The organism is Motilimonas sp. E26 (assembly GCF_021278025.1).
Taxonomy (GTDB): Bacteria; Pseudomonadota; Gammaproteobacteria; order Enterobacterales; family CBDFNC01; genus Motilimonas.
In genome coordinates, this window is record NZ_JAIBHJ010000013.1 from 61,501 (window position 1) to 85,903 (window position 24,403).

At 44.3% G+C, this 24,403-nt stretch carries 21 protein-coding genes; 13 read left to right on the top strand and 8 right to left on the bottom strand.

The window, feature by feature from the left end; genetic code table 11:
* Positions 1–2: 2 nt before the first annotated feature.
* The gene (locus K1M91_RS12380; protein WP_232802082.1) at positions 3–698 is read right to left on the bottom strand and encodes a cytochrome c biogenesis protein CcdA; all 696 of its coding nucleotides are present in this window, start codon (positions 696–698) and stop codon (positions 3–5) included.
* Positions 699–925: 227 nt separating this feature from the next.
* On the opposite strand from K1M91_RS12380, the gene K1M91_RS12385 reads away from it, so the two are divergent.
* Complete coding sequence (locus K1M91_RS12385) at positions 926–3,277, top strand: winged helix-turn-helix domain-containing protein (protein WP_232802083.1); 2,352 nt, start codon at positions 926–928, stop codon at positions 3,275–3,277.
* 53 nt (positions 3,278–3,330) lie between these two features.
* On the opposite strand, the gene hemH is transcribed toward K1M91_RS12385, so the two are convergent.
* The gene (gene hemH / locus K1M91_RS12390; RefSeq protein WP_232802084.1) at positions 3,331–4,344 is read right to left on the bottom strand and encodes a ferrochelatase; all 1,014 of its coding nucleotides are present in this window, start codon (positions 4,342–4,344) and stop codon (positions 3,331–3,333) included.
* Between the two features lie 95 nt (positions 4,345–4,439).
* A complete protein-coding gene (locus K1M91_RS12395; RefSeq protein WP_232802085.1) occupies positions 4,440–4,937 on the bottom strand; it encodes a glutathione peroxidase in 498 nt (165 codons plus the stop codon).
* 246 nt (positions 4,938–5,183) lie between these two features.
* Here K1M91_RS12395 and K1M91_RS12400 point away from each other — a divergent pair, with 246 nt between their 5' ends.
* From K1M91_RS12400 to K1M91_RS12425, 6 genes are all read left to right on the top strand, one after another.
* Positions 5,184–5,759: an LON peptidase substrate-binding domain-containing protein gene (locus tag K1M91_RS12400; protein WP_232802086.1), complete on the top strand. Its 576-nt coding sequence runs from the start codon at positions 5,184–5,186 to the stop codon at positions 5,757–5,759.
* 90 nt (positions 5,760–5,849) lie between these two features.
* A complete protein-coding gene (locus tag K1M91_RS12405; protein ID WP_232802087.1) occupies positions 5,850–6,464 on the top strand; it encodes a sigma-70 family RNA polymerase sigma factor in 615 nt (204 codons plus the stop codon).
* Positions 6,457–7,110, top strand: a complete 654-nt coding sequence (locus K1M91_RS12410) for a ChrR family anti-sigma-E factor (RefSeq protein ID WP_232802088.1) — start codon at positions 6,457–6,459, stop codon at positions 7,108–7,110. The genes K1M91_RS12405 and K1M91_RS12410 overlap by 8 nt, the downstream gene beginning before the upstream one ends.
* 190 nt (positions 7,111–7,300) lie before the next feature.
* Positions 7,301–8,011: a response regulator transcription factor gene (locus tag K1M91_RS12415; RefSeq protein WP_232802089.1), complete on the top strand. Its 711-nt coding sequence runs from the start codon at positions 7,301–7,303 to the stop codon at positions 8,009–8,011.
* Positions 8,001–9,479: an ATP-binding protein gene (locus tag K1M91_RS12420; protein WP_232802090.1), complete on the top strand. Its 1,479-nt coding sequence runs from the start codon at positions 8,001–8,003 to the stop codon at positions 9,477–9,479. The genes K1M91_RS12415 and K1M91_RS12420 overlap by 11 nt, the downstream gene beginning before the upstream one ends.
* Positions 9,479–10,708, top strand: coding sequence for an ABC transporter substrate-binding protein (locus K1M91_RS12425; RefSeq protein ID WP_232802091.1), 1,230 nt, complete (start codon positions 9,479–9,481; stop codon positions 10,706–10,708). Before K1M91_RS12420 ends, K1M91_RS12425 begins: the two co-directional genes overlap by 1 nt.
* Before the next feature lie 13 nt (positions 10,709–10,721).
* Here K1M91_RS12425 and K1M91_RS12430 read toward each other — a convergent pair whose 3' ends face one another.
* Positions 10,722–10,904 (bottom strand): hypothetical protein, encoded by a 183-nt coding sequence (locus K1M91_RS12430; RefSeq protein ID WP_232802092.1) that lies wholly within the window; start codon positions 10,902–10,904, stop codon positions 10,722–10,724.
* A 167-nt stretch (positions 10,905–11,071) separates the two neighbouring features.
* Here K1M91_RS12430 and tusA point away from each other — a divergent pair, with 167 nt between their 5' ends.
* From tusA to K1M91_RS12450, 4 genes are all read left to right on the top strand, one after another.
* A complete protein-coding gene (tusA, locus tag K1M91_RS12435; RefSeq protein WP_232802093.1) occupies positions 11,072–11,314 on the top strand; it encodes a sulfurtransferase TusA in 243 nt (80 codons plus the stop codon).
* Between the two features lie 150 nt (positions 11,315–11,464).
* Positions 11,465–12,370 carry a glycine--tRNA ligase subunit alpha gene (gene glyQ, locus K1M91_RS12440; protein ID WP_232802094.1) on the top strand — a complete coding sequence of 302 codons (906 nt, stop codon included), beginning with the start codon at positions 11,465–11,467 and terminating at the stop codon, positions 12,368–12,370.
* A gap of 8 nt (positions 12,371–12,378) precedes the next feature.
* Complete coding sequence (gene glyS / locus K1M91_RS12445) at positions 12,379–14,445, top strand: glycine--tRNA ligase subunit beta (RefSeq protein WP_232802095.1); 2,067 nt, start codon at positions 12,379–12,381, stop codon at positions 14,443–14,445.
* A gap of 152 nt (positions 14,446–14,597) precedes the next feature.
* Entirely contained in the window at positions 14,598–15,071 is a 474-nt protein-coding gene (locus K1M91_RS12450) for a peroxiredoxin (RefSeq protein ID WP_232802096.1), read from the top strand.
* Positions 15,072–15,193: 122 nt separating this feature from the next.
* Here the strand turns inward: K1M91_RS12450 and K1M91_RS12455 are convergent, their stop codons facing one another.
* Positions 15,194–16,150, bottom strand: a complete 957-nt coding sequence (locus K1M91_RS12455) for a hypothetical protein (protein WP_232802097.1) — start codon at positions 16,148–16,150, stop codon at positions 15,194–15,196.
* A 191-nt stretch (positions 16,151–16,341) separates the two neighbouring features.
* Between K1M91_RS12455 and K1M91_RS12460 the strand changes: the two genes are divergently transcribed.
* Positions 16,342–18,204, top strand: coding sequence for a TIGR00341 family protein (locus K1M91_RS12460; protein ID WP_232802098.1), 1,863 nt, complete (start codon positions 16,342–16,344; stop codon positions 18,202–18,204).
* A gap of 99 nt (positions 18,205–18,303) precedes the next feature.
* On the opposite strand, the gene udp is transcribed toward K1M91_RS12460, so the two are convergent.
* A complete protein-coding gene (udp, locus tag K1M91_RS12465; protein WP_232802099.1) occupies positions 18,304–19,071 on the bottom strand; it encodes a uridine phosphorylase in 768 nt (255 codons plus the stop codon).
* Between the two features lie 339 nt (positions 19,072–19,410).
* Between udp and K1M91_RS12470 the strand changes: the two genes are divergently transcribed.
* Positions 19,411–20,661 (top strand): valine--pyruvate transaminase, encoded by a 1,251-nt coding sequence (locus tag K1M91_RS12470; RefSeq protein WP_232802100.1) that lies wholly within the window; start codon positions 19,411–19,413, stop codon positions 20,659–20,661.
* Positions 20,662–20,891: 230 nt separating this feature from the next.
* On the opposite strand, the gene gyrB is transcribed toward K1M91_RS12470, so the two are convergent.
* Together gyrB and recF are read right to left on the bottom strand one after the other, a co-directional pair.
* Positions 20,892–23,312 carry a DNA topoisomerase (ATP-hydrolyzing) subunit B gene (gene gyrB, locus K1M91_RS12475; protein WP_232802101.1) on the bottom strand — a complete coding sequence of 807 codons (2,421 nt, stop codon included), beginning with the start codon at positions 23,310–23,312 and terminating at the stop codon, positions 20,892–20,894.
* Between the two features lie 13 nt (positions 23,313–23,325).
* The gene (recF, locus tag K1M91_RS12480) at positions 23,326–24,402 is read right to left on the bottom strand and encodes a DNA replication/repair protein RecF (RefSeq protein ID WP_232802102.1); all 1,077 of its coding nucleotides are present in this window, start codon (positions 24,400–24,402) and stop codon (positions 23,326–23,328) included.
* Between the last annotated feature and the right edge of the window lies 1 nt (position 24,403).

A 24,403-nucleotide genomic window follows, 5' to 3' on the forward strand; every position in this document is an offset into this window, starting at 1 on the left:
TTTTACCAAGCCAAGTAGGCTTGCCAGACGAGGTACAGACCAGCAAGTGAAATAAGCAAACTAAGTAGTGTTTTGATGCGAACCAGCCAAAAGCCAGACTTAGGAAGCAGGGTAAGAAAGCCACTGAAGGTGCCCGCCAGAATAAGCAAGCTGCTCATACCAAAGGCAAAGACAAACATCATGCCCGCCCCCCAGCTGGGATTACCTTTTGCTGCTACAAACATCAGCAACATACCAAGTACAGGTGAGGTACAAGGAGCCATCACTAAACCAGATAGCGCCCCCAATAAAAAAATTGATAGCTTCTTATATTTCTCGGAAGGTTTGATATGTGAGGCCACTGTCCATTGCGGTAACCGTAGCCAGCCTTGCATCCAAGCCGCCATCAAAAAACACACTAGTGCCATAAATAGGAGTGTTGCAGGATGGCTGGAAACGCCACCAAAAAGCTGCCCAGTGCTCGCCGCCAGCATACCTAGTGCAGCATAAGAGCAAGCTAAACCAAGGACATAAATGATAGAAAAATAAAAACCAGTGCGTCGGGATGTCGCAAAATTTCCCACCAAAGAGACAGTGATCGGCAATAAGGGATAAACACAGGGTGTGATGCTAGTTAACACCCCAGCAAAAAAAACCATGCCTAACAGTAGCAGTGATAACTCATGCTGCATCAGCAGGGTTTGAATCATACTTTCCATTTCTTGCTTCCTTCAATTGGTCATTGAGTGCAAAGCTATCGAAACGGAAAGCGGTACGCTTGATATCGAGTTAAAATCTAAGATAAATCGACATAAAATCGGCATGAAATAGTTTAAACAATTTAAAATCATACACTTAAAGATTTACAAAAAGTATTAATCGTTAGGTGATATGAGTCGAAAACATTATAATTTAAGCGCGTTTTAGGTTTAACAAGAAGGAAGTCATGAGCCAATATCGGTTTGAAAAATTTCAATTCAATAGTAGTAATGGCGAACTAAGCAATGTTGAGAAGGTGGAATCAACCCCACTTCAGCTGCGCTACAAAGTTAGCATTTTATTGAAATACCTTATCGACAACAGCGATCGTGTCATACCTAAAGATGAACTACTCGATCAGCTTTGGCAGCAAAGCGAGTACCGAGAAAACTCCCTCACCCAAAGCATTCGAGAGTTACGCAAAGCATTGGGGGACAAGGCAAGTGAGCCAAAATTTATAAAAACCTACCAACAACGCGGCTATCAATGGGTTTGCCCATTTGAAAACCAAACAGAAGCTGATCAGTCAGTTAACAACAATCAAACACCACACAGATTCACATGGCTTAGCATAACGAATATGGCTCTTGCCTTAGTAGCAGTCATGCTTTTTGTTTTGAGTTTTTTTGTCGTCAATTCAACAACCAATGACACGGCCCAAACAATGAACCGAAGCTTACTGGTGCTGCCTTTTATTAATCAGACAGGAAATAAAACCATGGACTGGCTTGAGCTCGGACTCGCCGACATGGTGGCTAACGAGTTAGCAAGCCAAGGCTCGTTGCAAATTATTCCCCCGGCGATGGCCAATCGTTTATTTGCCGGCTCTGAACTAAGCTGGCCCCCCTTAGCTATCGACATTAGAGCCTTGCTGGCAAAGCAAGATATTGATAAAGCGCTACTGGCTAATGTACAACTTCACAAAGGGCAACAAGTTTTAGCATTTCAGATTATTTCGCAAACGGGTGGCGTACAACAAGGAGCGATGACATACACCTCCTTAACCAATGCTACCAACGCCGTTGCGAACCAGCTCCTACACTTATTATCCGGACAATCTGGCTCACTCTCGGTCATCTCAGAGGAAGAATCAGGAGCAAACGCTTTAGCTAAACAAACCTTAGCCAGAGGGTTGCAAGCAGCCCATACTACCGGCCAGATGGATGCGTTTAAATTCTTTCAGGCCTCGTATATTTTGGCGCCAAATCAAACCTGGAGTGCGGCATATATGGCCAAAAGCCAAGTATTAACAGGAAGCTGGCAAGAAGCTGAAACAAATATGTTAGCGCTTATTGAAGACCCGCAACAACAGCCCTCTTTGTTAGCTTTTGTTCATTACTGGCTGGCTGAATTAGCTTTTCGTCGTGGCGATCAAGCTGAGTTAACGAAGCAAATCGCGATGGCGCAAACATTAGCAGAGCAGAGCGGTAAGCACGATATACTGATTCAGGTTTATCGACTGAGGGCGCAACAAGCCTGGCACAAGATGCAATGGCAAACTTATCAACATTGGATAGAACAAGCTTCTGCTTTATTTCCGCAAGAGAATGACTTGGAAATGCAAGCTGACAGGCTATTTTATCTAGGTAATCCACCCGCTCACGGGCCAGATAAGTCACCAGAGACGCATTTACTTTTAGACCAAGAACGATTAGAGAAAGCACATAACTTCTACCAACAGTTGGGTAATCAACCTAAAATAGCCGACAGCCTGTTTGCCATTGCACAAAATTACAATGTTGCCATTGCTAGACGACAGCAGGCATTACAGCAAGCAATAGAATTATATAAACAGTTGAATCAGCCATTTGAACTGGCCACCGCCCTTGCTTACCAAGGCTTTGTATTCATTCAGCTCAAACAAGGCAAGGCCGCGCAAGGGCCATTATCGGCAGCACAGAACATTAGCCAAACCCTAGGCGCAACAGCGCTTGAGCAAACCATTCATTTCTATCTTGCTTTCGCGCAGCTAGACCAAGGGTTAGACCAAAGCTCTTTAGGCCGTCATGGACAAAACAGAACAGCCATCTTAGGGGCTATTGCTGATTTTAAATCATTACTCCCCAAGTTAGCTTTAAGCGCCAATCAAGCCAACACTTTGTTTATGCTAGGTTGGGCATATTCAGACTTGGGCCAATATGACCAAGCATTAGATTACCTAAAGCAAGCAGAATTGAATTATCAAGAGCTGAATCTCAGCACATCCCTAGGTTATAGCCGTTACAGTCAAATGCGTATCTATCTTGACCTTGCCGACTTTGACGCAGTGATAGCTTTAGGCAATGCGAATAAAGCAACCACTAAGTTGGAATACACTTACTTAGCGCGCGCATATTATGAAAAAGGGCTGTATAAAAAAGCCAGTACTACCCTACTGAATTTGAAACAAGCGTTGCCAACACAATGGCAAAACCAAGACGCGCAACGCTTGGCTACTTATCAAGCTGCAACGATTTCCCAAACAAAAACAGAACTGCCAGCAGAGCCTGTCGCCCATGGGGTTTATTGTGAATCAGACTGGCTGGTGGAAAAGGGTTAAATCATCAGCATATTGTATTCGTTGGATGAACGAGCACCCAACGAATGACTGTATCAGAGGTAGGGTTTCACTAAATCAACCATCATATCTATATGATCAGGGTTATCGTTTAGTGCTGCGATGTAACGATAGTGCTCACCACCCGCTTCCATGAATACATCTTTATTTTCGTGCACCATTTCTTCTAGTGTTTCTAAACAGTCAGCACTAAATGCCGGACAAACCACCGCCACATTCTTCACGCCTTGTTCAGCCAGCTCGGTTAAGGTTGCATCGGTATAAGGCTTGAGCCACTCCGCTTTACCAAAGCGCGATTGGAAACACGTTTGATGCTGCTCTTTGCTCAAACCAAGCTTTTCAACGACTAAACGGCTGGTTTTCATACACAAACAATAGTAAGGATCACCATTATCAAAAAACTGCTTTGGCATGCCGTGATATGACAAAATTAGCTTGTCCGGCATGCCATGTTGTTCAAAGTCAGCGGCTATTGAGTTAGCTAACGCTTGAATGTAGATCTCATGGTCATGATAGCTATTGATAAAGTGCAGCTGCGGCACAAAACGCCACTTATTCAACTCTCGACTCACCGCATCAAAAGTAGAACCGGTAGTCGGGCCTGAATATTGCGGGTACAACGGCAACACTACAACGTTTCGGATGCCTTCCTGCTGAAACTCTTGCAGTACCTTCGCCATATCAGGCTCGCCGTAACGCATCGCCAACTTCACATTGGCATTGAAGCCTTGCTCAGTCAATTGTGCAGCCAGCTTGTCACGCTGATTTTGGCTATGAACCAACAACGGCGAACCACCTTCCATCCAAATGCTTTGATATAACTTAGCCGATTTCGCTGGGCGCACCCGTAAGATAATGCCGTGAAGAATAATCATCCATACCAAACGCGGTATTTCCACTACCCGCGGATCAGACAAAAACTGCTTTAGATAAGGGCGTAAAGCCGCTGCCGTTGGCGCTTGAGGCGTACCTAAATTGGTTAATAGTACACCTGTGCTAGCCGATAGCTTTTCATGGGCATTTTCAGTTAACGCTGTAAATCGAGACAAAGCTTTTCTCCAAAAAACGGCAATTCATATTTAGCCGCTACTTTAAAACATCATTTTAACCATAATCTTAAATTAATGGTGTAATTACTCCTACGTTACTTCAACATAGATTTTAATGCCTGCTGAAAACTATCACTACTTGGCTTAGTGGTACTGGTAAAGTGTTTCACTTCTCTGCCATCGGCACTGACTAGATACTTATAAAAGTTCCACTTCGGCGAAGCCGATTGCTTAGCTAGGTGCTGAAAAATAGGATCGGCATTTTTACCTCGAACCGACACCGGAGCAAACATATTAAAGGTCACACCATAATTGATGTAACAAACCTTAGCGGTGTCCTCTTCTTCTTTATTCTCTTGGAAAAAGTCATCGGAAGGAAAGCCAAGCACCACTAAGCCTTGCTCTTTATATTTTTGATGCAACTGCTCTAACTCTGTGAACTGCGGGGTAAAGCCACACTTACTGGCGGTATTCACGATCAGAACGGTTTTGCCTTGAGTAAGCTCACACAAGTTAATCTGCTCGTCTGAATTTAACTTTTCTTTTGACACATTTAAAAAATCGAGGCACTGCGCCCCAGCTGTTGTGCTCATGACAAGACTTCCTATAAGCAATATTTGGTTTAATAACTTCACGATGCTCTCCCATTAAATTTGAGCTTTCTCTTATATTAAGCTCAAGAGAAAGCTTATCTCACTGAATGATAGAACGAATTTACCACTTATTAGGATCAGTGTTAGCACAAAGACGGAAGTAGGATAAAACTTTCAACTCGAGAAGCTGATCACATTGCTGAGCCACTACGTAATAACCGACGAATACGCAATAGGAACCACAAGATGAAATTAGCCTTATTTCCACTGCCAGTCTTTCTTTTACCTGGCGGGAAAACCCAGTTACGGATTTTTGAACCACGTTACCAGCGTATGGTGTCTGAATCGTTAAAAAACCAAACCGGATTTGGCTTATGTAGTTTTGCGGATGTCGCTCAGCAACAACTGATGCAAGCAGGAACCCGCGTTGAAATATTTGATTTCGATCGCTTCGAAGACGGCACCCTCAGTATTTCCATTGAAGGGAAAGACCGCTTTTGCATTGACAACTTCACAACCGATAAGGATGGATTACGCCAAGGTAAAGTAACGCTACTAGAAAACTGGCCGCCCAGAAAAGTGAGTAAAGAGCACCAATTTGTTGCCGACAGTCTTGCCAAGTTATTGCGTGACCACACCCTATATCAGCAACAAGATTTACAGCAACCACTGCAAGACTTAACTTGGGTCTGTCAGCGCTGGCTAGAACTGCTGCCAATGCCAGCACAAAAAAAGCAGAACCTATTTATGCAACTGAAATTTGAAGGCTTGTTACAGCTCATTGACGATGTTTTATTGCAACAAAATGATCTAAGCCATTAACAATGGCGTATTGGTTTTCTAGTGGGTGCTGCTTGTACTTATCAGTTTGCACCGTTGCAGCTTTACATCATCAGCTAAGAGCATAAAATCATGTATCAAACTAGTCAGTTAGCGGATGCCAACATTAAAAAGCCAGACCCAAACCTCGATATTCAGCCTGAGCTGAATCAGCACTTGCTTGCCGTTGCAAGGGATCAGGACAAGGCCGCATTTGCCAAATTGTTTGCCTTTTTTGCACCCAAGATTAAAGCATTTGGCTTAAAACAATTTCGACAAGAAGCGTTGGCAATGGATTTAGTGCAAGAAACCATGAGCTTAGTCTGGCGCAAAGCCCAGCTCTACAGCCCTGACAAAGGCAAGGCGTCCACTTGGATATTTACCATTATGCGTAACTATAGCTTTGATATGCTTAGAAAAATAAAGCATAACAAAGAAGATAATTTAAGTGATGACCTGTGGCCATTATACGAAGAGGCCGACGCTGAGCCGGACCATGAGGACGACCACTTAATGCGTGCTCAGCTAATTCAAGGGCTGGATACCTTACCGGCAAAACAAAAAGAAGTGGTCGAGGCGATTTATTTAAAAGAGATGACCCATCAGGAGCTTGCTGAACACTTAAAAGTGCCCTTAGGCACAATTAAGTCCCGACTACGCTTGGGGTTAGAAAAGTTGAAAGAACAAATGGAGCAGCATAATGATTAAACATCATCCAGAATCTACCATGATTCAAGCGTTTACCGCTGGTGAGTTACCCGCTTCTCTTTCAATCGCGGTGAGTATTCACTTAGACTTATGTCCGCACTGTAAAGCCATTGCAGCAAAAATGACCCAAGCTTTAGCAGATGAAGAATTTAACGAAGAGCTTGATTTATCTGCTAGCGAAGATTTTTCTGCCATGATGGCGAACATCACGGCAGAGCCTGTTACCCACCAGCTAGCGCCGGTTAAAGCGGCCACTACAATAAAAGTGGAGCAAAAAGTTTATACTTTACCGCGCGCTTTGAATAAGTTTGCGGATAGTAAATGGAGCGGCCTAGGTAATATTCAACGAGCCCGGCTTCCCCTTGAAGAAGGTGAAGTTCATGCTAGCTTGCTGCAAATAGGCGAAGACAGCGCGATACCACACCATACCCATAAGGGATATGAGTTAACTCTACTTTTGGATGGCTGTTTTGAAGATGAGTCGGGTCGCTATGAAAAAGGTGACTTTATTATCTTAAATGGTGAGCATCAACATAGTCCTTATACGGCTGAAGGTTGTTTGTGTTATACCGTGTCCAATGCACCGCTGCATTTTACCTCTGGTGTGAGCAAACTGCTTAATCCTATTGGGCGTTTTTTGTACTAAACCATCCAAACAACTATTGGCTAGGTTGATGTTGCTTAATAATGAGCATTACTAACTCAAATTAACATCATATAAAACCAACCTAGCCGAGCCATCCCACACTAACACACTCTGGTTATTGCTTTTTATCCTTAGCAAGGCTTCAATTAACTCATTCAAGCCTATTTAGCCAATAACGACTAGCGATAATATGAACAGCGCCAAACAAATCTTAATTGTTGATGACGACACTGAAATACGTGAATTACTGCAACAATACCTCGCAAAAGCAGGGTTTGCCGTAACCACTGCCGCTGAAGGCATCGAAATGTTTCAGCGTTTAAATGAGATGGTGCCCGATCTTATTATTCTCGACATTATGATGCCCGGAGATGATGGCTTTACCCTATGCCAAAAAATTCGCCGTGATTCTAACGTGCCAATCATCATGCTCACCGCGAGCTCAGACGAAACCGATCGAGTGATTGGGTTAGAAATTGGTGCCGATGATTATATCGCGAAACCTTTCAGCCCCCGTGAATTACTGGCCCGTATTAAAGCCCTGCTGCGACGTGCGCAGTTTAGTGCCAGCAGTGGTTCACGTTATATTCATTTTGCTAATTGGCGGCTGGATACATTAAAGCGTAGCTTAACAAGCCAAGACAAAGAAGAGTTGGAGCTATCGGGTGCCGACTACAACCTGCTGATGCTGTTTTTACAACACCCCAATCAAATACTCGATCGCGATACTATTTCTGATGCCACCCGCGGCCGCGAAGCGCTGCCGATGGAGCGCGGCATTGATGTACAACTCAGTCGGCTACGCCAACGCTTAGGGGACAACGGCAAAAGTCCAAAACTAATAAAAACCATCCGTGGCGCCGGCTATGTGCTGATAGCAGAAGTGAAACATGAAGGCTAGTTCCCACCAAATTGCCCAGCTTTGGCGCAATTTATGGCTTAGCCTTTGGCCTAAGTCACTGCTTAACCGAATGGTGATCATCATCATTTTTTCCGTGGCGTTAGCCCAAGGTATTAGTAGTTTTATTTGGGTTAATTTATTCACCACGCAAGAGAACACCGCCCTGCAAAGCAACGCCGAACAGTTGGCCAATAGCGCAGCGAGCACGGCCAGTTTCTTTAAAAAATTACCCCTCGAATTTCGTCACATCGTGCTAGACCAACTGCGAAATATGGGCGGGTCGCGATTTTTTGTGTCGTTAAATAGCGAAGAAATTATCATCAACCCAATCGCCGACTCGCCACAAAAAACCTTAGTCATAAATAAGATGGACGAAATTTTACGGCATAAGTTAGGGCCAAGTTATCCGATAAAAATAGAGTTTTCGCGGCCAAATGAACTCAAGGTGCTGAATAACGACACCTTACTAACCGATTTACCACCGTCTTGGGCCAGTTACTCACTACTCACCAGTAAACTCAACTTACCTATTTTGGTGCTGCAAATTGAACTATCCAGTAACGAATGGCTGTATTTAGCGGCGCTGATGCCACCCCCTTATATCGTCGAGCAAAAAGACCTGATCCCCAGCCCACAACTCACTACCATCATCTTAACCACTATCTTTTTGTTGTTGTTTACTTTTTCACTGTTTCAGTGGCAAACACGGCCTCTGGCTCGATTGGCCCGCGCCGCTTCTGATATGAGTATAGACTTACACCAAGCGCCATTAAAAGAAGAAGGCGCGTTAGAGTTGCTAACCGCCACTCGCGCCTTTAATAACATGCAACAAAAGCTGCAGCGCTATATTGCTGATCGAGAATCGTTATTTAGCGCGATCTCTCATGACTTAAAAACCCCGATTACTCGATTGCGCCTGCGCGCTGAATTGCTCGATGATGAAGCAAAAATCGAGAAATTTAATACCGATTTAGATGAATTAGAACTAATGGTGAAGGGGGCGCTGCAAACGGTAAAAGATACTGATATTCATGAAAACATAACCGAAATTGATATCTTAAAACTGGTCCACCAAGTATGTGAAATTTACCCTGAGCAAACTAAAATAATCGGCCATTATGTGGCGCCCTATCGCGGTAAACCACTAGGCTTAAAACGCTGCCTGACCAATCTAGTCGACAATGCTATCAAATATGGTAATAAAGCGGTGATCACCCTAATGGACATAGGCGATAATTTACATATCACCATTCAAGATCAAGGCCCAGGTATTCCTGAGCAAGAGCTTGAGCGCATTTTTAGCCCTTATGTGCGCTTACACAGCGAAGAGCCAGGCTATGGTTTAGGCTTAGGCATAGTGCGCAATATTGTGCATGCTCATTGCGGTGATATTGAACTCACCAACGCCAGTGATGGCGGTTTACTAATAAAGTTACGCCTGCCTCGCAGTCATTACTCGGAGTTATAATGAAACGCCTGTGCCTATTGTTAGGATTACTTTGCCCATTAAGCTATGCCGGCAATGTCGAGGTATTACATTGGTGGACTTCAGACAGTGAAACCAAAGCCCTAAATTTAATTAAGCAATCATTAGTCGATCAAGGCCATCAGTGGCGAGATTTTGCCGTTACCGGTGGCGGTGGCGACAGTGCCATGACCGTGTTGCGCACACGGGCAGTATCCGGCAACCCTCCCGCCAGCGCACAAATTAAAGGGCCAGAAATACAAGAATGGGCCTCGTTGCGCTTTTTATTGCCCCTAGATGACTTAGCCAAAGAGCAACACTGGTCGACCCTTTACTCGCCAACAGTATTAGACTATTTGCGCTACCAAGATAGTTTTGTCGCAGTGCCATTTAACATTCACCGGGTCAATATGCTGTGGCTTAATAAGGCTATTTTTGACGAGCTCAAGTTAACGCCACCAACCACTTGGGCCGAGTTTATTAACACCGCAAAAATCATCGAAGCAGCCGGTTATATTGGCTTTGCTCATGGCTTACAGCCTTGGCAAGATACGTTATTGTTTGAATCGGTTGCTATCTCGGTGCTAGGCCCAGACTTGTACCGTGCTATTTTTGTTCAGCATGATCCTAGTAGTTTTCAATCAGCTAAATTAGTCGCGGTATTTGAACAGTTTCGCGCCTTAAGAAACCTAGTCGATGCTCAAGCTATCGACCGAAACTGGGACCAAAACACCCAATTATTGATAGCAAAGAAAGCGGCAATGCAAGTGATGGGTAACTGGGTAAAAGGAGAGCTGAGCTTACAACAACAAAGACCCAATGAAGATTATTACTGCGTTCCCGCGCCTGGTACTCAAGACACCTTTGCTTATAACATCGATACCTTTGTATTTTTCAAAAAACATCAACAACCCGATAACCAGCAAGCGCAAACCGACCTTGCCAAAAGTATTTCAGGCAAAGAATTACAGGTTAAATTTAACCAAATAAAAGGCTCAATTCCGGCACGCCAAGACATCAACCCTGCACTGTTTGATGCTTGCTCACAACAAGATATAAAAGACTTTAGCCAGCTAACTTTATTACCATCGTTAGCTCAAGGTATGGCCAATACAGGATTAACCCAAAATGCCATAGTGGATGTGGTTAGCCATTTTTTCAACAACCCTAAGATCACCCCTGAAAAAGCAGCCCAGCAGCTGATGGTGGCAATAGTCGCCACTCAGTCATAACAAATCTAGCAGGTTAATTATCTTGGTCGTCTTCCTGAAAGTCGTCACCCAATTCAATCCAAAAGCCGATACCAATTAAAATTAAACTGGTTAGCCAAGTGGCAGTGTTCCCTATAGGGCTGTTTAGCACTATCATCGCGAAGGCAAAAAAGCCCAAACCAGAATACAGGTTTAATCGCATCATTTGCTGTAACATATCGGCCTCCTTAGTGATATGCTGCTCCCTTTAAGTCTAATGGCTTTTTTGCACAAAAGTTGCGCAAATTAAAAATAAGCAGGCAAGACTAAAAATAACCCATAAGCAACGTAATCATTTCAAAACTGGTGAATAAACCACCGTTTTATAGTATAAAAAGCAGTAAAATGAGCGATATATTTCAACAAGCAGATCACCAATTAGACGCCATCGGCCTACGTTGCCCTGAGCCTGTAATGATGATCAGAAAAACCGTGCGTAAACTCACCACAGGCGAAACCTTGCTGGTGATCGCGGACGACCCCTCTACTACGCGCGATATTCCCAGTTTTTGTCGCTTTATGGATCATGCTTTAGTGGCCAGTGAAACGGAAAATCAACCGTATCGCTACTTGATCAAAAAGGGATAGTTCTCTTTTTAATCAAGGATCATGCTGCAATCTGTGATTCACTCAAAGAAATACCGCTCTCAAGGGGATAGAGCAATAATCGCTCTATAAACCCGACGCCATAAAAGTTATACTTGCGCGTATTTTTTTAAGAAAAGCAGCTAAGCCAATATGCAAAAATTCGATATCAAGACCTTTCAAGGCCTGATCCTTGCGTTGCAAGATTATTGGGCACGCCAAGGCTGTGTAATTGCACAGCCACTCGACATGGAAGTGGGTGCAGGTACTTTCCACCCGTTAACGTTTTTACGTTCAATTGGCCCTGAGCCAATGAGCAGTGCGTATGTGCAGCCATGTCGCCGTCCTACCGATGGCCGTTACGGTGAGAACCCCAACCGTCTGCAACACTACTACCAATTTCAAGTAGTACTGAAGCCATCGCCAGATAATATTCAAGAGCTATACCTAGACTCATTAGAAGCGATCGGCATCGACCCTTCTATTCATGATATTCGCTTTGTTGAAGATAACTGGGAATCGCCAACCCTAGGCGCTTGGGGCTTAGGCTGGGAAATCTGGCTAAACGGCATGGAAGTGACTCAATTTACTTACTTCCAGCAAGTAGGTGGCCTTGAGTGTTCACCTGTGACCGGTGAAATAACTTACGGCTTAGAGCGTCTTGCCATGTACGTACAAGGCGTCGACAGCGTATATGACTTAGTATGGGCTGATGGCCCAATGGGCCGCGTAACCTACGGTGACATTTTCCATCAAAACGAAGTTGAGCAATCTACTTTCAACTTTGAACACGCTGATGTTGATGCGCTATTTGCTGCCTTCGACCAGTGTGAAAAAGAAAGTCACGAATTAATCGAAAAAGGCCTGCCTTTACCCGCCTATGAAAAAGTGATGAAAGCCTCTCACTACTTCAACTTGCTAGATGCTCGCCACGCGATCTCGGTCACCGAACGTCAGCGCTACATTTTACGCGTGCGCACCCTATCAAAAGCGGTAGCAGAAGCATATTACGCAGCGCGTGAAGCCCTTGGCTTCCCACTTTGTAAAGACAAGGCGTAGAGGACAACATGGAAAATCTATTAATTGAAATTGGTACCGAAGAGTTACCACCAAAATCACTACGCAAACTGGCCGAAGCCTTTGCTGCTAACTTTGAAACCGAGTTAAGCAATGCTGAATTAACGCACCAAGGGGTACGCTGGTTAGCCTCACCTCGTCGTTTAGCCTTAGTGGTTAGCCAACTACAAGCAGCGCAAGCAGACAAAATTGTTGAAAAACGTGGCCCAGCAGTAAGTGGCGCATTTGATGCTGACGGTAACCCAACTAAAGCAGCACAAGGTTGGGCGCGCTCAAACGGCATTAGCGTTGAGCAAGCCGAACGCTTAGTCACTGACAAAGGCGAATGGTTACTGCACAAAGCAGAAGTGAAAGGTCAGCCAGTATCGGAGCTGATCCCAGCATTTGCCGCCAGTGCCTTAGCTAAACTGCCAATCCCAAAACCAATGCGTTGGGGTGCAAAAACCACGCAATTTATTCGCCCAGTACACACAGTAACCATGTTGTACGGCAGTGAATTAATTCAAGGTGAACTATTAGGTGTGGCATCCGATCGTACTATTCGTGGTCATCGTTTCTTAGGTGAAGGCGAAATGACCATCAATCATGCCGATGAATACGAAAACCTATTGGACATGAAAGGTAAGGTCATCGTTGATTACCAACGTCGTAAAGATGCCATACGCGAACAAGTTGATGCCGTTGCCGCCCATGAAAATGGTGTTGCCGATATCGATGAAGATTTACTGGAAGAAGTAAACTCGCTGGTAGAATGGCCGGTGACCATGGTTGGTTCATTTGAAGAGAAGTTCTTAGACGTGCCGTCTGAAGCGCTGATCTCAACCATGAAAGACAACCAGAAATACTTCCCAGTATTAGATAAAGACGGCAAGCTGATGCCCCGCTTTATCTTTGTTTCTAACATCGTTAGCCGCGATCCGAAACAAGTGGTAGAAGGTAATGAGAAAGTGGTTCGTCCACGCTTAGCAGATGCTGAATTCTTCTTCCATACCGATAAGAAAAAGACCCTTGCAAGCCGTTTAGATTCACTTTCAACCGTGTTGTTCCAACAGCAGCTAGGTACGCTAAAAGAGAAGTCAGAGCGCATTGCTGATTTGGCGCAGTTTATCGCTGACAAAATTGGTGCTAATAGCCAACATGCACAACGTGCTGGTTTACTGTCAAAAACCGACCTAATGACCGAAATGGTTATGGAGTTCCCTGACGTACAGGGCGTGATGGGCATGTACTACGCAAAACACGATGGCGAAGCCAACGAAGTAGCACAAGCGCTTAATGAGCAATATATGCCGCGCTTCTCTGGTGACCAACTACCTAACTCATTAATTGCTTGTGCAGTAGCACTGGCTGATAAGCTTGATTCGCTGGTCGGTATCTTCGGTATCGGTCAAACGCCAAAAGGCGACAAAGACCCGTTTGCCCTGCGTCGCGCAGCGATTGGTGTATTACGTATTATCGTAGAAAAAGACCTACCACTGGATCTTAATGACCTAGTAGATGCCAGCGCTAAGCTATACGGTGACAAGTTAAGTAATCAAAATGTCGCTGTTGAAGTGGTTGATTTTGTTTTAGGTCGTTTCCGCGCTTGGTATCAAGAAGCCGGAGTTGAAGTTGACGTGATCCAAGCCGTGCTTGCGAACCGCCCAACTAAGCCTGCCGATTTTGACAAGCGTGTTAAAGCTGTGAGTCACTTCCGCAGCCTAGACGCAGCTGCTGCACTGGCCGCGGCGAACAAGCGAGTGGGTAACATTTTAGCGAAAAATAACGCGCCCGCTGACGGCAAAGTAAATACTGAGTTGTTACAAGAAGCCGCTGAACAAGCACTGGCTAGCCAAGTAGCCGAGCTTAGCGTTGCGCTAGCGCCTTTGTTTGCCAAAGGTGACTACCAAGCTGCCCTAACTGAACTAGCAGGCTTACGCGAAAGCGTAGATGCCTTCTTCGACTCGGTAATGGTCATGGCTGACGATGAAGCTCTGAAACAAAACCGTTTAGCACTGTTAACCCAGCTACGCGGCTTGTTCTTGCAGATTGCTGATATTTCACTATTACAAGGCTGATAACAACCTAAGGTTGATTACCTGACGCGATCATAGTGACTAAAACCCGATCATCGTATCGGGTTTTTTTATGTCATCATTTAGCGCTATAGTGATAACGTATTTTCAAAACGCGGATAGCGCGCATTCTCTCTATAAAATAAGGACACACCATGATTAACGTTGGCGATAAACTACCTGAAGCAACTTTTTCTGTATTAACTTACGAGGGCATGGAAAACCCAACCACTGCTGACCTATTTGCTAATAAAACAGTCGTACTTTTTGCTGTACCTGGCGCATTTACCCCTACTTGTTCAGAATCTCACTTACCGGGCTACGTAGTATTGGCGGATCAAATTAAAGCCAAAGGCGTTGATAGCATTATTTGTTTATCGGTAAACGATGCGTTTGTGATGCAAGCGTGGGGCGAGATGCAAAATGCCAATGAACTGATCATGCTCGCTGATGGCGATGCTAGCTTTACCAAAGCCATTGGCTTAGGCAAAGATACTGGCAGCTTCGGCGGCTACCGCTCTTCACGTTACGCGATGATAGTAAAAGATGGCGTGGTGACACACCTAAACGTAGAGCCAGCAAAAACGTTCGGCGAATCAAGCGCTGAAACCATGTTGGAGTTGCTATAACTGCAACGGCTTCAACCTGTAGCAAGTCAGCTGTATTTCAAGTGCGATACAGCTGACCAATGAGCCCCCCAACATAAACATTATTAGCCAGAGTTAGCTCTTATTTTATTCATCGGGCAGACTTAGTAGCTCCAGCTAACCACTTTGTCATCGACAAATTTTACCTTCAGTTTTGCGCCGTTCACACTCCAAATTCGAGTAATACTACTCTCTGTTAACAGACCAAATGGGTCAACAACAAACGCTTCTGCATCACCTCCGAATAAAGCTTCTACCTCATTCAATGACATATTTTCACTTAATACTGCCTTGTCATGCTTAGCTAGCTGAGTCTGTCCTTGTGTCTTAGCGTTACTCAAACAAGGTAACCGATCAGCCTGCCAGTGGCCGTTTTGATTAACAATCAGCGTTTCATCTTGGCCTTGCTCTTCAAAATTAAACTGACAGTGCCACTGAATACGAACGCGACGATGAGAAACCCACTCGATCGATGCCGGAACCGATACCAGCTCATCTTGGCATACACTCACCTGTGGTGTCAGGTTTTCAACCTCTTTCAGCACACCTTGTTTTTTCTCTGTTGTTAACTTGCCGACATAAACTTCATTACCACAAGACATTTCGCCGGAAGTAAAAAAGGCCAGATTAGCACCAGGCGAAACCCCTCCAGCAATCAAGACGCCATCAAGCGTATAACGATATCCCGTTGTATGTGAAATAAGCTCATGCCAATGCCACTCACCGCCGGAACCATCAACCAAGTGAAAACCATTTTTTTTATCGTAACCACCATATTGGTAAGTGCGGTGGGTATCATATTCCGAAGGTTTGTTTAGATAAGTCACCTTTCCTTTCGCTAGAGGGATGATTAACTGCTTTCCTTGGCGTTTAAAATTTTGGTTCCCCGCCGCCAATAGACAGCTTTCAATCCCTTGCTGCATCATAGCGATTTGTTGTTTCTGACTGAGTGAAGACAGTGGATACTGACACTGATCTGGATTTTCTTGCGGTGCAGCGAAACTTTGCCCGCTCGCAAGAGCCGTCAATATGAGAGATATCTTGAGTTTTGTTCTTTTCATCGAGTTGTACCATGTAATAATGATTGTGATATTTTGTTGATGAGAGTTATTCTTCACAAGTTATTACTTAATTTATATTTTACTTTTTCGTTACAGATCTCTTTTACCTTACATAACACTCTCATTTTTTATGCATCAATGAATGAGCACAGCAACCAGTGTAGTGAACCACTTAATGAATAAGGCCCTTTATGTCAGACAGTTTCTTATTATTTGATGTCGACGACAGAGACGACATTACCGATAAAGTACTGCCATTATTTAGCGACGACGTATTACCTAAAGCATGGACAGCGCACGATCCCGCTCAATTTAATCCTGAAAGCCGTGTTTACGTGTATATTAGCGATGAGCAAGTTCCCAACATCATAAATGCCGCGCTAATGGGAGGCTGGCACTTAGCCATTTTACCTCACCCAAATGCCAGTTATGCACGGCGAGGCTTTTGTCTAGAAAGCAATTTAGAAAAAGCGATTAAGGCAGCCGAGCAAGCTAAAGAACAAAAAGTTGATGTGCTGCGCTGTAATAACGAAATAGTATTAAGCTCAGTGGTGCTTGGTCATGGCTTTAGTTTACGACCCGGAGGACAAAGCCATGTGTGGCAGGAGCGGTTAAATAAAGCATGGGACAACATTCGTCATGTTAATAACTTCCTACCAAAACGCTTAAGTTTTTCAACTGCTAATGACAGCACCTTTACTACCGCGGCAGTTGGTGTCGTTGTCGTCGAACATGCCCATGGCTCTATGCTATCTCGTAACATATTACCCGATAGCCATATCAATGATGGCATGCTTCATACCATGATTTTAGCGCCGCGCAGTGTGATGGAAATATTGAGTTTCTTTATTAAGTCGTCATTTAACCGTGTGATGAAGCAACCCGATTTTCTCGGTTTGGTTAAAACTAAGACCCTTACCATTAGCAATAATCAGCAGCTCGATTATGAAATTGACGGCCGTAGCATGACGGCAGAACAGCTGGTTATCGACACCGAACCACGCTGTTTAAGTCTGCTAGTGGGTGAATCATTGCCCATATCTGACAATGCCCAGAGCAGCAAAGAGCAACGTAAAGTGTCACGCCTACCCGCTGGCGAAGCCATTACCGCGATGGCAGCCAAACCTTTGTCTCTGATCGCTCACGCAGCGCCAGAAGAGTTTAAAGACCTTTACCAACTATTACGCGAAAATGCGACAGCCTCACCAGCGTTTTTAACTTTAATGGTACTATCAACCCTCCTCGCCAGTATTGGTTTATATGCCAGCTCTGCACCGGTGATTATTGGCGCTATGATCCTAGCACCACTAATGGCGCCGATTATTTCTCTGGCAATGGCAATGACACGACAAGATCCCAGCTTACTCGTGTGTAGCTTAAGAACATTAGCGACAGGCCTATTTATGGCGTTACTGTTTTCATCCTTTGCCAGTTTTATTATGCCCATGGAGGTGGTTACCGCAGAAATAGCGGCGCGTCTCAGCCCTAACTTACTCGATTTGGGTGTGGCCGTGATATCAGGCATAGCTGGTGCTTATGCCCATGCACGAATTGATGCTGCGAAAAGCCTCGCAGGCGTCGCCATTGCCGTCGCCTTGGTACCACCATTAGCAGTGACGGGAATAGGTTTAGGTTGGTTAGATTGGCATGTCGCCTGGGGGGCGCTACTACTGTTTTTAACTAACTTAGCCGGCATTGTATTTGCCGCCTCTTTAACATTTCTTACTTTGGGCTTTGCTCCCTTTACCCGAGCAAAGAAAGGGCTAAGTATCGCCCTATTAGCAGTAGCCATCGTCAGCATTCCTTTGGTGTTTAGTTTTATGCGCTTATCGGAGGAAGCGAAAATAGTACAAGCTTTGGAAGGAAAGGAAATTGGCTCAGTGATACTGCGCCATATTCAAGCGCGAGCGAATGAGCCTATCGAGCTTTCTTTACAAATTGTTACACCTGCGGCATTAACTGGCGCAGACTTAGATACCATCAAAGATGTCGTAGAGGGTAAATTGAATCGTGATGTCATTATGGAAGCGCAGGTAGTGATCCGCCGCGAGTAAGTACAAGTCAGGGTAGAATAATCACGCCATAAAAAAAGAGCGACTAAATTAGTCGCTCTTGCTCTAGCTCTCTCACAGACCTAAACGTCTAAGCTAAAACTACTCCGTAAGTAACCGACGTGCTGCGTCGACTACCACACTAATTGCACGATGCTCAGTCCCTTTCATCAATGACTCATCAGGTATTTCTTGCTGGGTTCGATTAATAATAACCCCCGCAACACAACCCGACTTCAACCCTTGGCTGGCACACATGGTAAATAATGTAGCTGACTCCATTTCGAAGTTTAGTACACCCATTTGTTGCCACTCAGCCATTGAGCCTTGGAAACGCTTAACTACGCGACCAGAGAAAGTGTCGTAGCGCTCTTGACCTGGGTAGAAAGTGTCACTGGATGCCGTGACACCGACATGAACATCAGCACCCGAGGCTTTTGCTGCCGCAACCATCGCCGTTGCGACATTGAAGTCAGGAACCGCTGGAAACTCCATTGGGGCAAAGTGCGAGCTCGCGCCATCTAAGCGCACCGCACCACTGGTTACAATCACGTCACCCACATTAATATGCGGCTGAATCGCACCGGTTGTGCCAATACGCAAGAAAGTACGTACACCGATCTGAGCCAGCTCTTCAACGGCAATAGACGTTGATGGACCACCAATACCTGTCGAGCAAACCACCACACTATGACCATCAAGCTTGGCGAGGTAAACGGTATACTCTCGATGAGAAGCAAGAAACTTAGGTTCATCCATTAAATTTGCGATCCGCTCTACTCGTGCCGGATCACCTGGAATAATCGCTAATGCTGCCCCTTCAATATCGGCGGCATTGATACCTAAATGGAATACATTCTGTGTGCTCATGGTCTCTCTCCAAGACATATGTTCAAAATATAAATTTACTTAAATGAGCCTAGTGCAATTGTCTGCCCGATCACAAATTCCTTGCTAATGATTTATATATTTCACATGTGAACCAAATATGTTGCTAAGGGCTATTATGAAAGCGAGATTCGATAGCTCAGCTGAAGCCCCTCTAATGTTCCACGTGAAACATTTTTCGAAGAGCGAGTTCTATTGCCTGCTTCAATGGCTCCGTTTGTTTCACGTGGAACACAATCGACATGACTTCTAATGCTATTTCCGCTATCTTCTGCACTCATGATTTTTCAGTAATAACTCCCTTTCCGGTAGGTTCAATATATGTCTTTCTCATCTTTTGGTAACAAGTTCACCCGCCACTCTGGCATCACACAACTGATGGATGATCTCAATGAAGGGATACGAGGTGGTGACGACATTCTGATGCTAGGAGGCGGTAACCCTGCATCGATTCCAGAGATTGAAACCCTGTTTAAGCAGAAGCTAACGGAACTCAATGAATCAGGCGCCTTAATTGACGCCCTAGGCAATTATGATGGACCACAAGGTAAAGATACATTTCTAAGCGCCCTCGCCGAGCTATTCAAAGATTTATATGGCTGGGATATCAGCAGTAAAAATATCGCCCTTACCAACGGCAGTCAGAATGCCTTTTTCTATTTGTTTAATTTGTTTGCGGGTAAGTACAGCGACGGCAGCCACAAAAAAGTACTGTTCCCATTGGCTCCCGAATATATCGGTTATGCCGATGCAACATTAGATGACGAAGTATTTGTAGCAGCAAAACCCAGTATTGAGGAGTTAGACGATGGCCTATTTAAATACCACGTCGACTTTGAGCATTTAGAGGTCGGTGATGATATTGGCCTAATGTGTGTTTCTAGACCAACTAACCCAACAGGTAATGTTGTTACAGACGAAGAGTTAAAAAAGTTGGATGCAATAGCCAAAGCTAAGGACATTCCACTTATCATTGACAACGCTTATGGCACGCCTTTCCCAAACATTATTTTTGAAGATGTCACTCCGATTTGGAATGACAATATCATTCTCTGTTTAAGCCTATCAAAGCTTGGCTTACCCGGCGCGCGTTGCGGCATAGTGGTGGCAAAAGAAGAGACCATTACTGCCCTCTCTAACCTATCAGGTATTATCGCCCTATCGCCAGGAAGTATTGGTCCAGAACTAGCTCTGCCCTTTATCCAAGATAAGAGCATTATCTCGATAAGCGAAAACATAGTTAAACCTTTTTACCAACAACGCGCGATGCACGCAGTAAAACTCTTGCAAGAACAAATAACCGTTCCCGGTTTTCGAATTCATAAACCAGAAGGGGCGATTTTTCTCTGGTTATGGTTTAAGGACCTGCCAATAACTTGTGAGGAGCTATATCAAAGATTAAAGCAAAAAGGCGTATTAATCGTTCCTGGCCATTATTTTTTCCCTGGTTTAGAACAAGAATGGCAGCATACACATGAGTGTATTCGCATGAATTATTCACAAAAAACAGAAGATGTAGAAAAAGGTATTGCGATTATCGCGGCGGAAATTAATGCTATTTATGCGGAATAGAATGGCTAACTTAGTTAGCGTATCACCCGCTTTGTTCGCAGAATAAGTTCAGTTCCGACTCCAAACTTTGGCCTTGTGGGAGCGAAATTTATCATCAAAAAATATAGTTTTTTTGTCTACTGTTTCACGTGAAACAGTAGATACAAAAAAAGCCAGACAATAACTGACTGGCTTCTTTGCTGCTTTACGACTCTTGCCCCACTAAGAGACAAGAACAATATAGACTTAGTTTAAACGTCTAAGTTAGCAACTTTCATCGCATTCGCTTCAATAAATGCACGACGAGGTTCAACTTGATCACCCATCAAGGTGGTAAACAATTGGTCGGCACCCACTGCATCTTCAATACGAACTTGAAGCATGCGACGGTTTTCTGGATCCATGGTGGTTTCCCAAAGTTGCTCAGGGTTCATCTCACCTAGACCTTTATAGCGTTGCACATACAGGCCACGTTTTGATTCTTTCATTAGCCATGCTAACGCTTCTTCAAATGTCGAGACTGGTTGCACCCGCTCACCACGTTTAACATATGCACCTTCTTCTAATAGGTTAGATAAGGTTTGGCCTAAACTAGTGATCTGCTTATATTCACTTGACGAGAAGAAGTCATAACCGAATGCATAGTCAGTATCAAGACCATGTAAACGTATGGTGATGACAGGAATAAAAACGTCATTCTCTGCATCTTTAACTACTTTATGACTGTAAATAGCACCACTGGTTTCTTCATCGTTTAGCTCATCGATAATCAAGCTAACCCAAGATTCTACTCTTTCTTCTTCCGCTAAATCAGCTACGGTTAGCGGCTCTGAATACACTAGCTTATCCATGGTAACGATAGGATATAGACGCGAGAAACGTTGAATCATGCTATCTACGTTACGATATTGAGTAACAATTTTTTCTAAGTTTTCGTTACTGATCGGCGGAGCTTGCTCATTAACATGTAAACTTGCGTTATCCAATGCCATGCCTGTGAGGTAAGTTTGCAGTGCGCCTTCGTCTTTAACGTAAGTTTCTTGCTTACCTTTTTTCACTTTATAAAGAGGTGGCTGTGCAATATAAATATAACCACGCTCGATAATTTCAGGCATTTGACGATAGAAGAAGGTCAACAGCAGCGTACGAATATGCGAACCATCGACGTCGGCATCGGTCATGATGACAATGCGATGATAACGTGTTTTATCAGGGTTATATTCATCACGGCCGATACCACAGCCCATCGCAGTGATAAGAGTTGCAACTTCTTGTGAAGATAGCATCTTGTCAAAACGTGCTTTCTCTACGTTAAGGATTTTACCTTTTAACGGTAGAATAGCTTGAGTTTTACGATCACGTCCCTGCTTAGCACTACCACCAGCAGAGTCACCCTCCACTATATATAGTTCAGAAAGAGCAGGATCTTTTTCAGAACAGTCGGCCAGCTTACCGGGTAGTCCTGCAATATCTAACGCGCCTTTACGACGAGTCATTTCACGTGCTTTACGGGCGGCTTCACGAGCACGGGCAGCGTCAACAATCTTGTTAACCACCGTTTTCGCATCACCTGGGTTCTCTAATAGAAACTCAGATAGTTTCTCTCCCATGGTTTGCTCTACCGCAGGTTTCACTTCTGATGAAACTAATTTATCTTTAGTTTGTGAAGAGAACTTTGGATCCGGAACTTTAACCGACACAACAGCGGTTAAACCTTCACGAGCGTCATCACCGCTAGCACTGGTTTTCCCTTTTTTGTTGTAGCCTTCTTTTTCCATGTAATTGTTCAGTGTACGCGTCAGTGCGCCACGGAAACCCGCTAAGTGAGAACCACCATCGCGCTGTGGAATGTTGTTGGTAAAACAAAAAATATTTTCTTGGAAACCATCATTCCACTGCATTGATACTTCAACTGAAATACCGTCTTCACGCTCATGACAAAAATGGAATACTTTTTCGTGAACGGGGTTTTTGTTTTTATTCAGGTATTCAACAAATGCTTTAACACCACCTTCATAACAGAAGTGATCTTGTTTGTCTGCTTCACGCTCATCGCGCAAAATAATTGAAACGCCCGAGTTTAAGAACGATAGCTCGCGTAAACGCTTTGCCAGAATATCGTAATGGTACTCAATGTCTGCAAACACACTTGGGCTTGGCCAGAAACGAATTTCTGTACCAGTACTATCAGTTTCACCTTTTGCTTCTAATGGCGCTTCAGGTACACCTAAGTGATAAATTTGCTCATGGACACGGCCATGGCGTTTAATTTTAATGCGTAACTTATCTGACAGTGCGTTTACAACTGACACACCTACCCCGTGTAAACCACCGGATACTTTATATGAGTTGTCATCAAACTTACCACCAGCATGAAGTACCGTCATGATAACTTCAGCGGCTGATACCCCCTCTTCCTCGTGGATATCAACTGGGATACCACGGCCATCGTCTTTTACTGACACCGAACCATCAAGGTGGATGGTAACCACAATGTCTTTACAATGACCGGCCAAGGCTTCATCGATTGAGTTATCAACCACCTCGAATACCATGTGGTGCAAACCTGAACCATCATCGGTATCACCGATATACATGCCCGGACGCTTTCTTACCGCATCCAGCCCTTTTAACACCTTAATACTCGACGAGTCGTAAGAGTTCTCTGACATACCAAGATCTCACTTATTGCTCTGAAACGTTTCCGTGTTCCACGTGGAACACTTTAATTTGTTGCCCAAATAATTCTTCTATCTGCTCTTTTTCAATTGCAGTGATGAACACTTGAGCGCCGGATTCGGCAATATGTTTTGCCAGGGGTATACGTTTTTCTCGGTCCAACTCAGACGCAAAGTCATCAATCAAGAAAATACATTTTGTTGAACCAACCCCATTTTGGAATTTGCCTTGGGCAAGCCTAAGGGCACAAACCAATAATTTTAACTGACCTCGAGACAACACGTCTGCAACCGGCACTCCGTCAACCTTAACGCGTAAGTCCGCTTTTTGCGGCCCTATGCTGGTATATCCAAGAGCTCGGTCTCGTTCAAAGTTTTGCTGCATGTACTCCAGCAAATCTCGGCTTTTATCCCAGCCTTGAAAAAACTCAATACTGAACTCAAATTCAGGCAGAAAATCCTTTGCCGTATTCAATATTTCTATTTCAAGTCGCTTAAGATAATCGCGTCTAAGCTGAGTAATGTGTAAAGCACGCTCACCCAGTTCGTTGTCCCAAAATCCAATATCCCGATAAGAGCGTGCGGTTTTTAACGCCGCATTGCGCTGTTTTAATAAACGCTTCACTCTTAACCACTGCGGGAAAAAAGAAGGTTCCACATGGAACACTCCCCAATCTATAAAACTACGCCGCCCCTTAGGTCCACCCGTTAGTAAGCTATAGCCTTCTGGGTGGATTAATTGTAGCGGTAGCAGTTCTGCCAATTGCGCGAGTTTATCGGCGCGTTGACCATTAATTTTTAACTCTGTATCACCAGTACGAGACTTTCTCAAACCCAGAGGTAAGGTTTGATCATGGTGTTGAAAGCGCGCAAATAAAGTAAATGCATCTTGCTCATGCTGTACGATTCGTTTGGTGAGATGGGAGCGAAATGACCGCCCTAATCCCAAAAAATGGATCGCTTCCAAGATGCTGGTTTTGCCACTGCCATTATTACCCAGTAATAAGTTCACGCCTAAGTCAGGTTTTAAACTGGCCTCTTTAATATTTCGAAAATGGCTTAAATTAACCTGAGTAATGGCCATG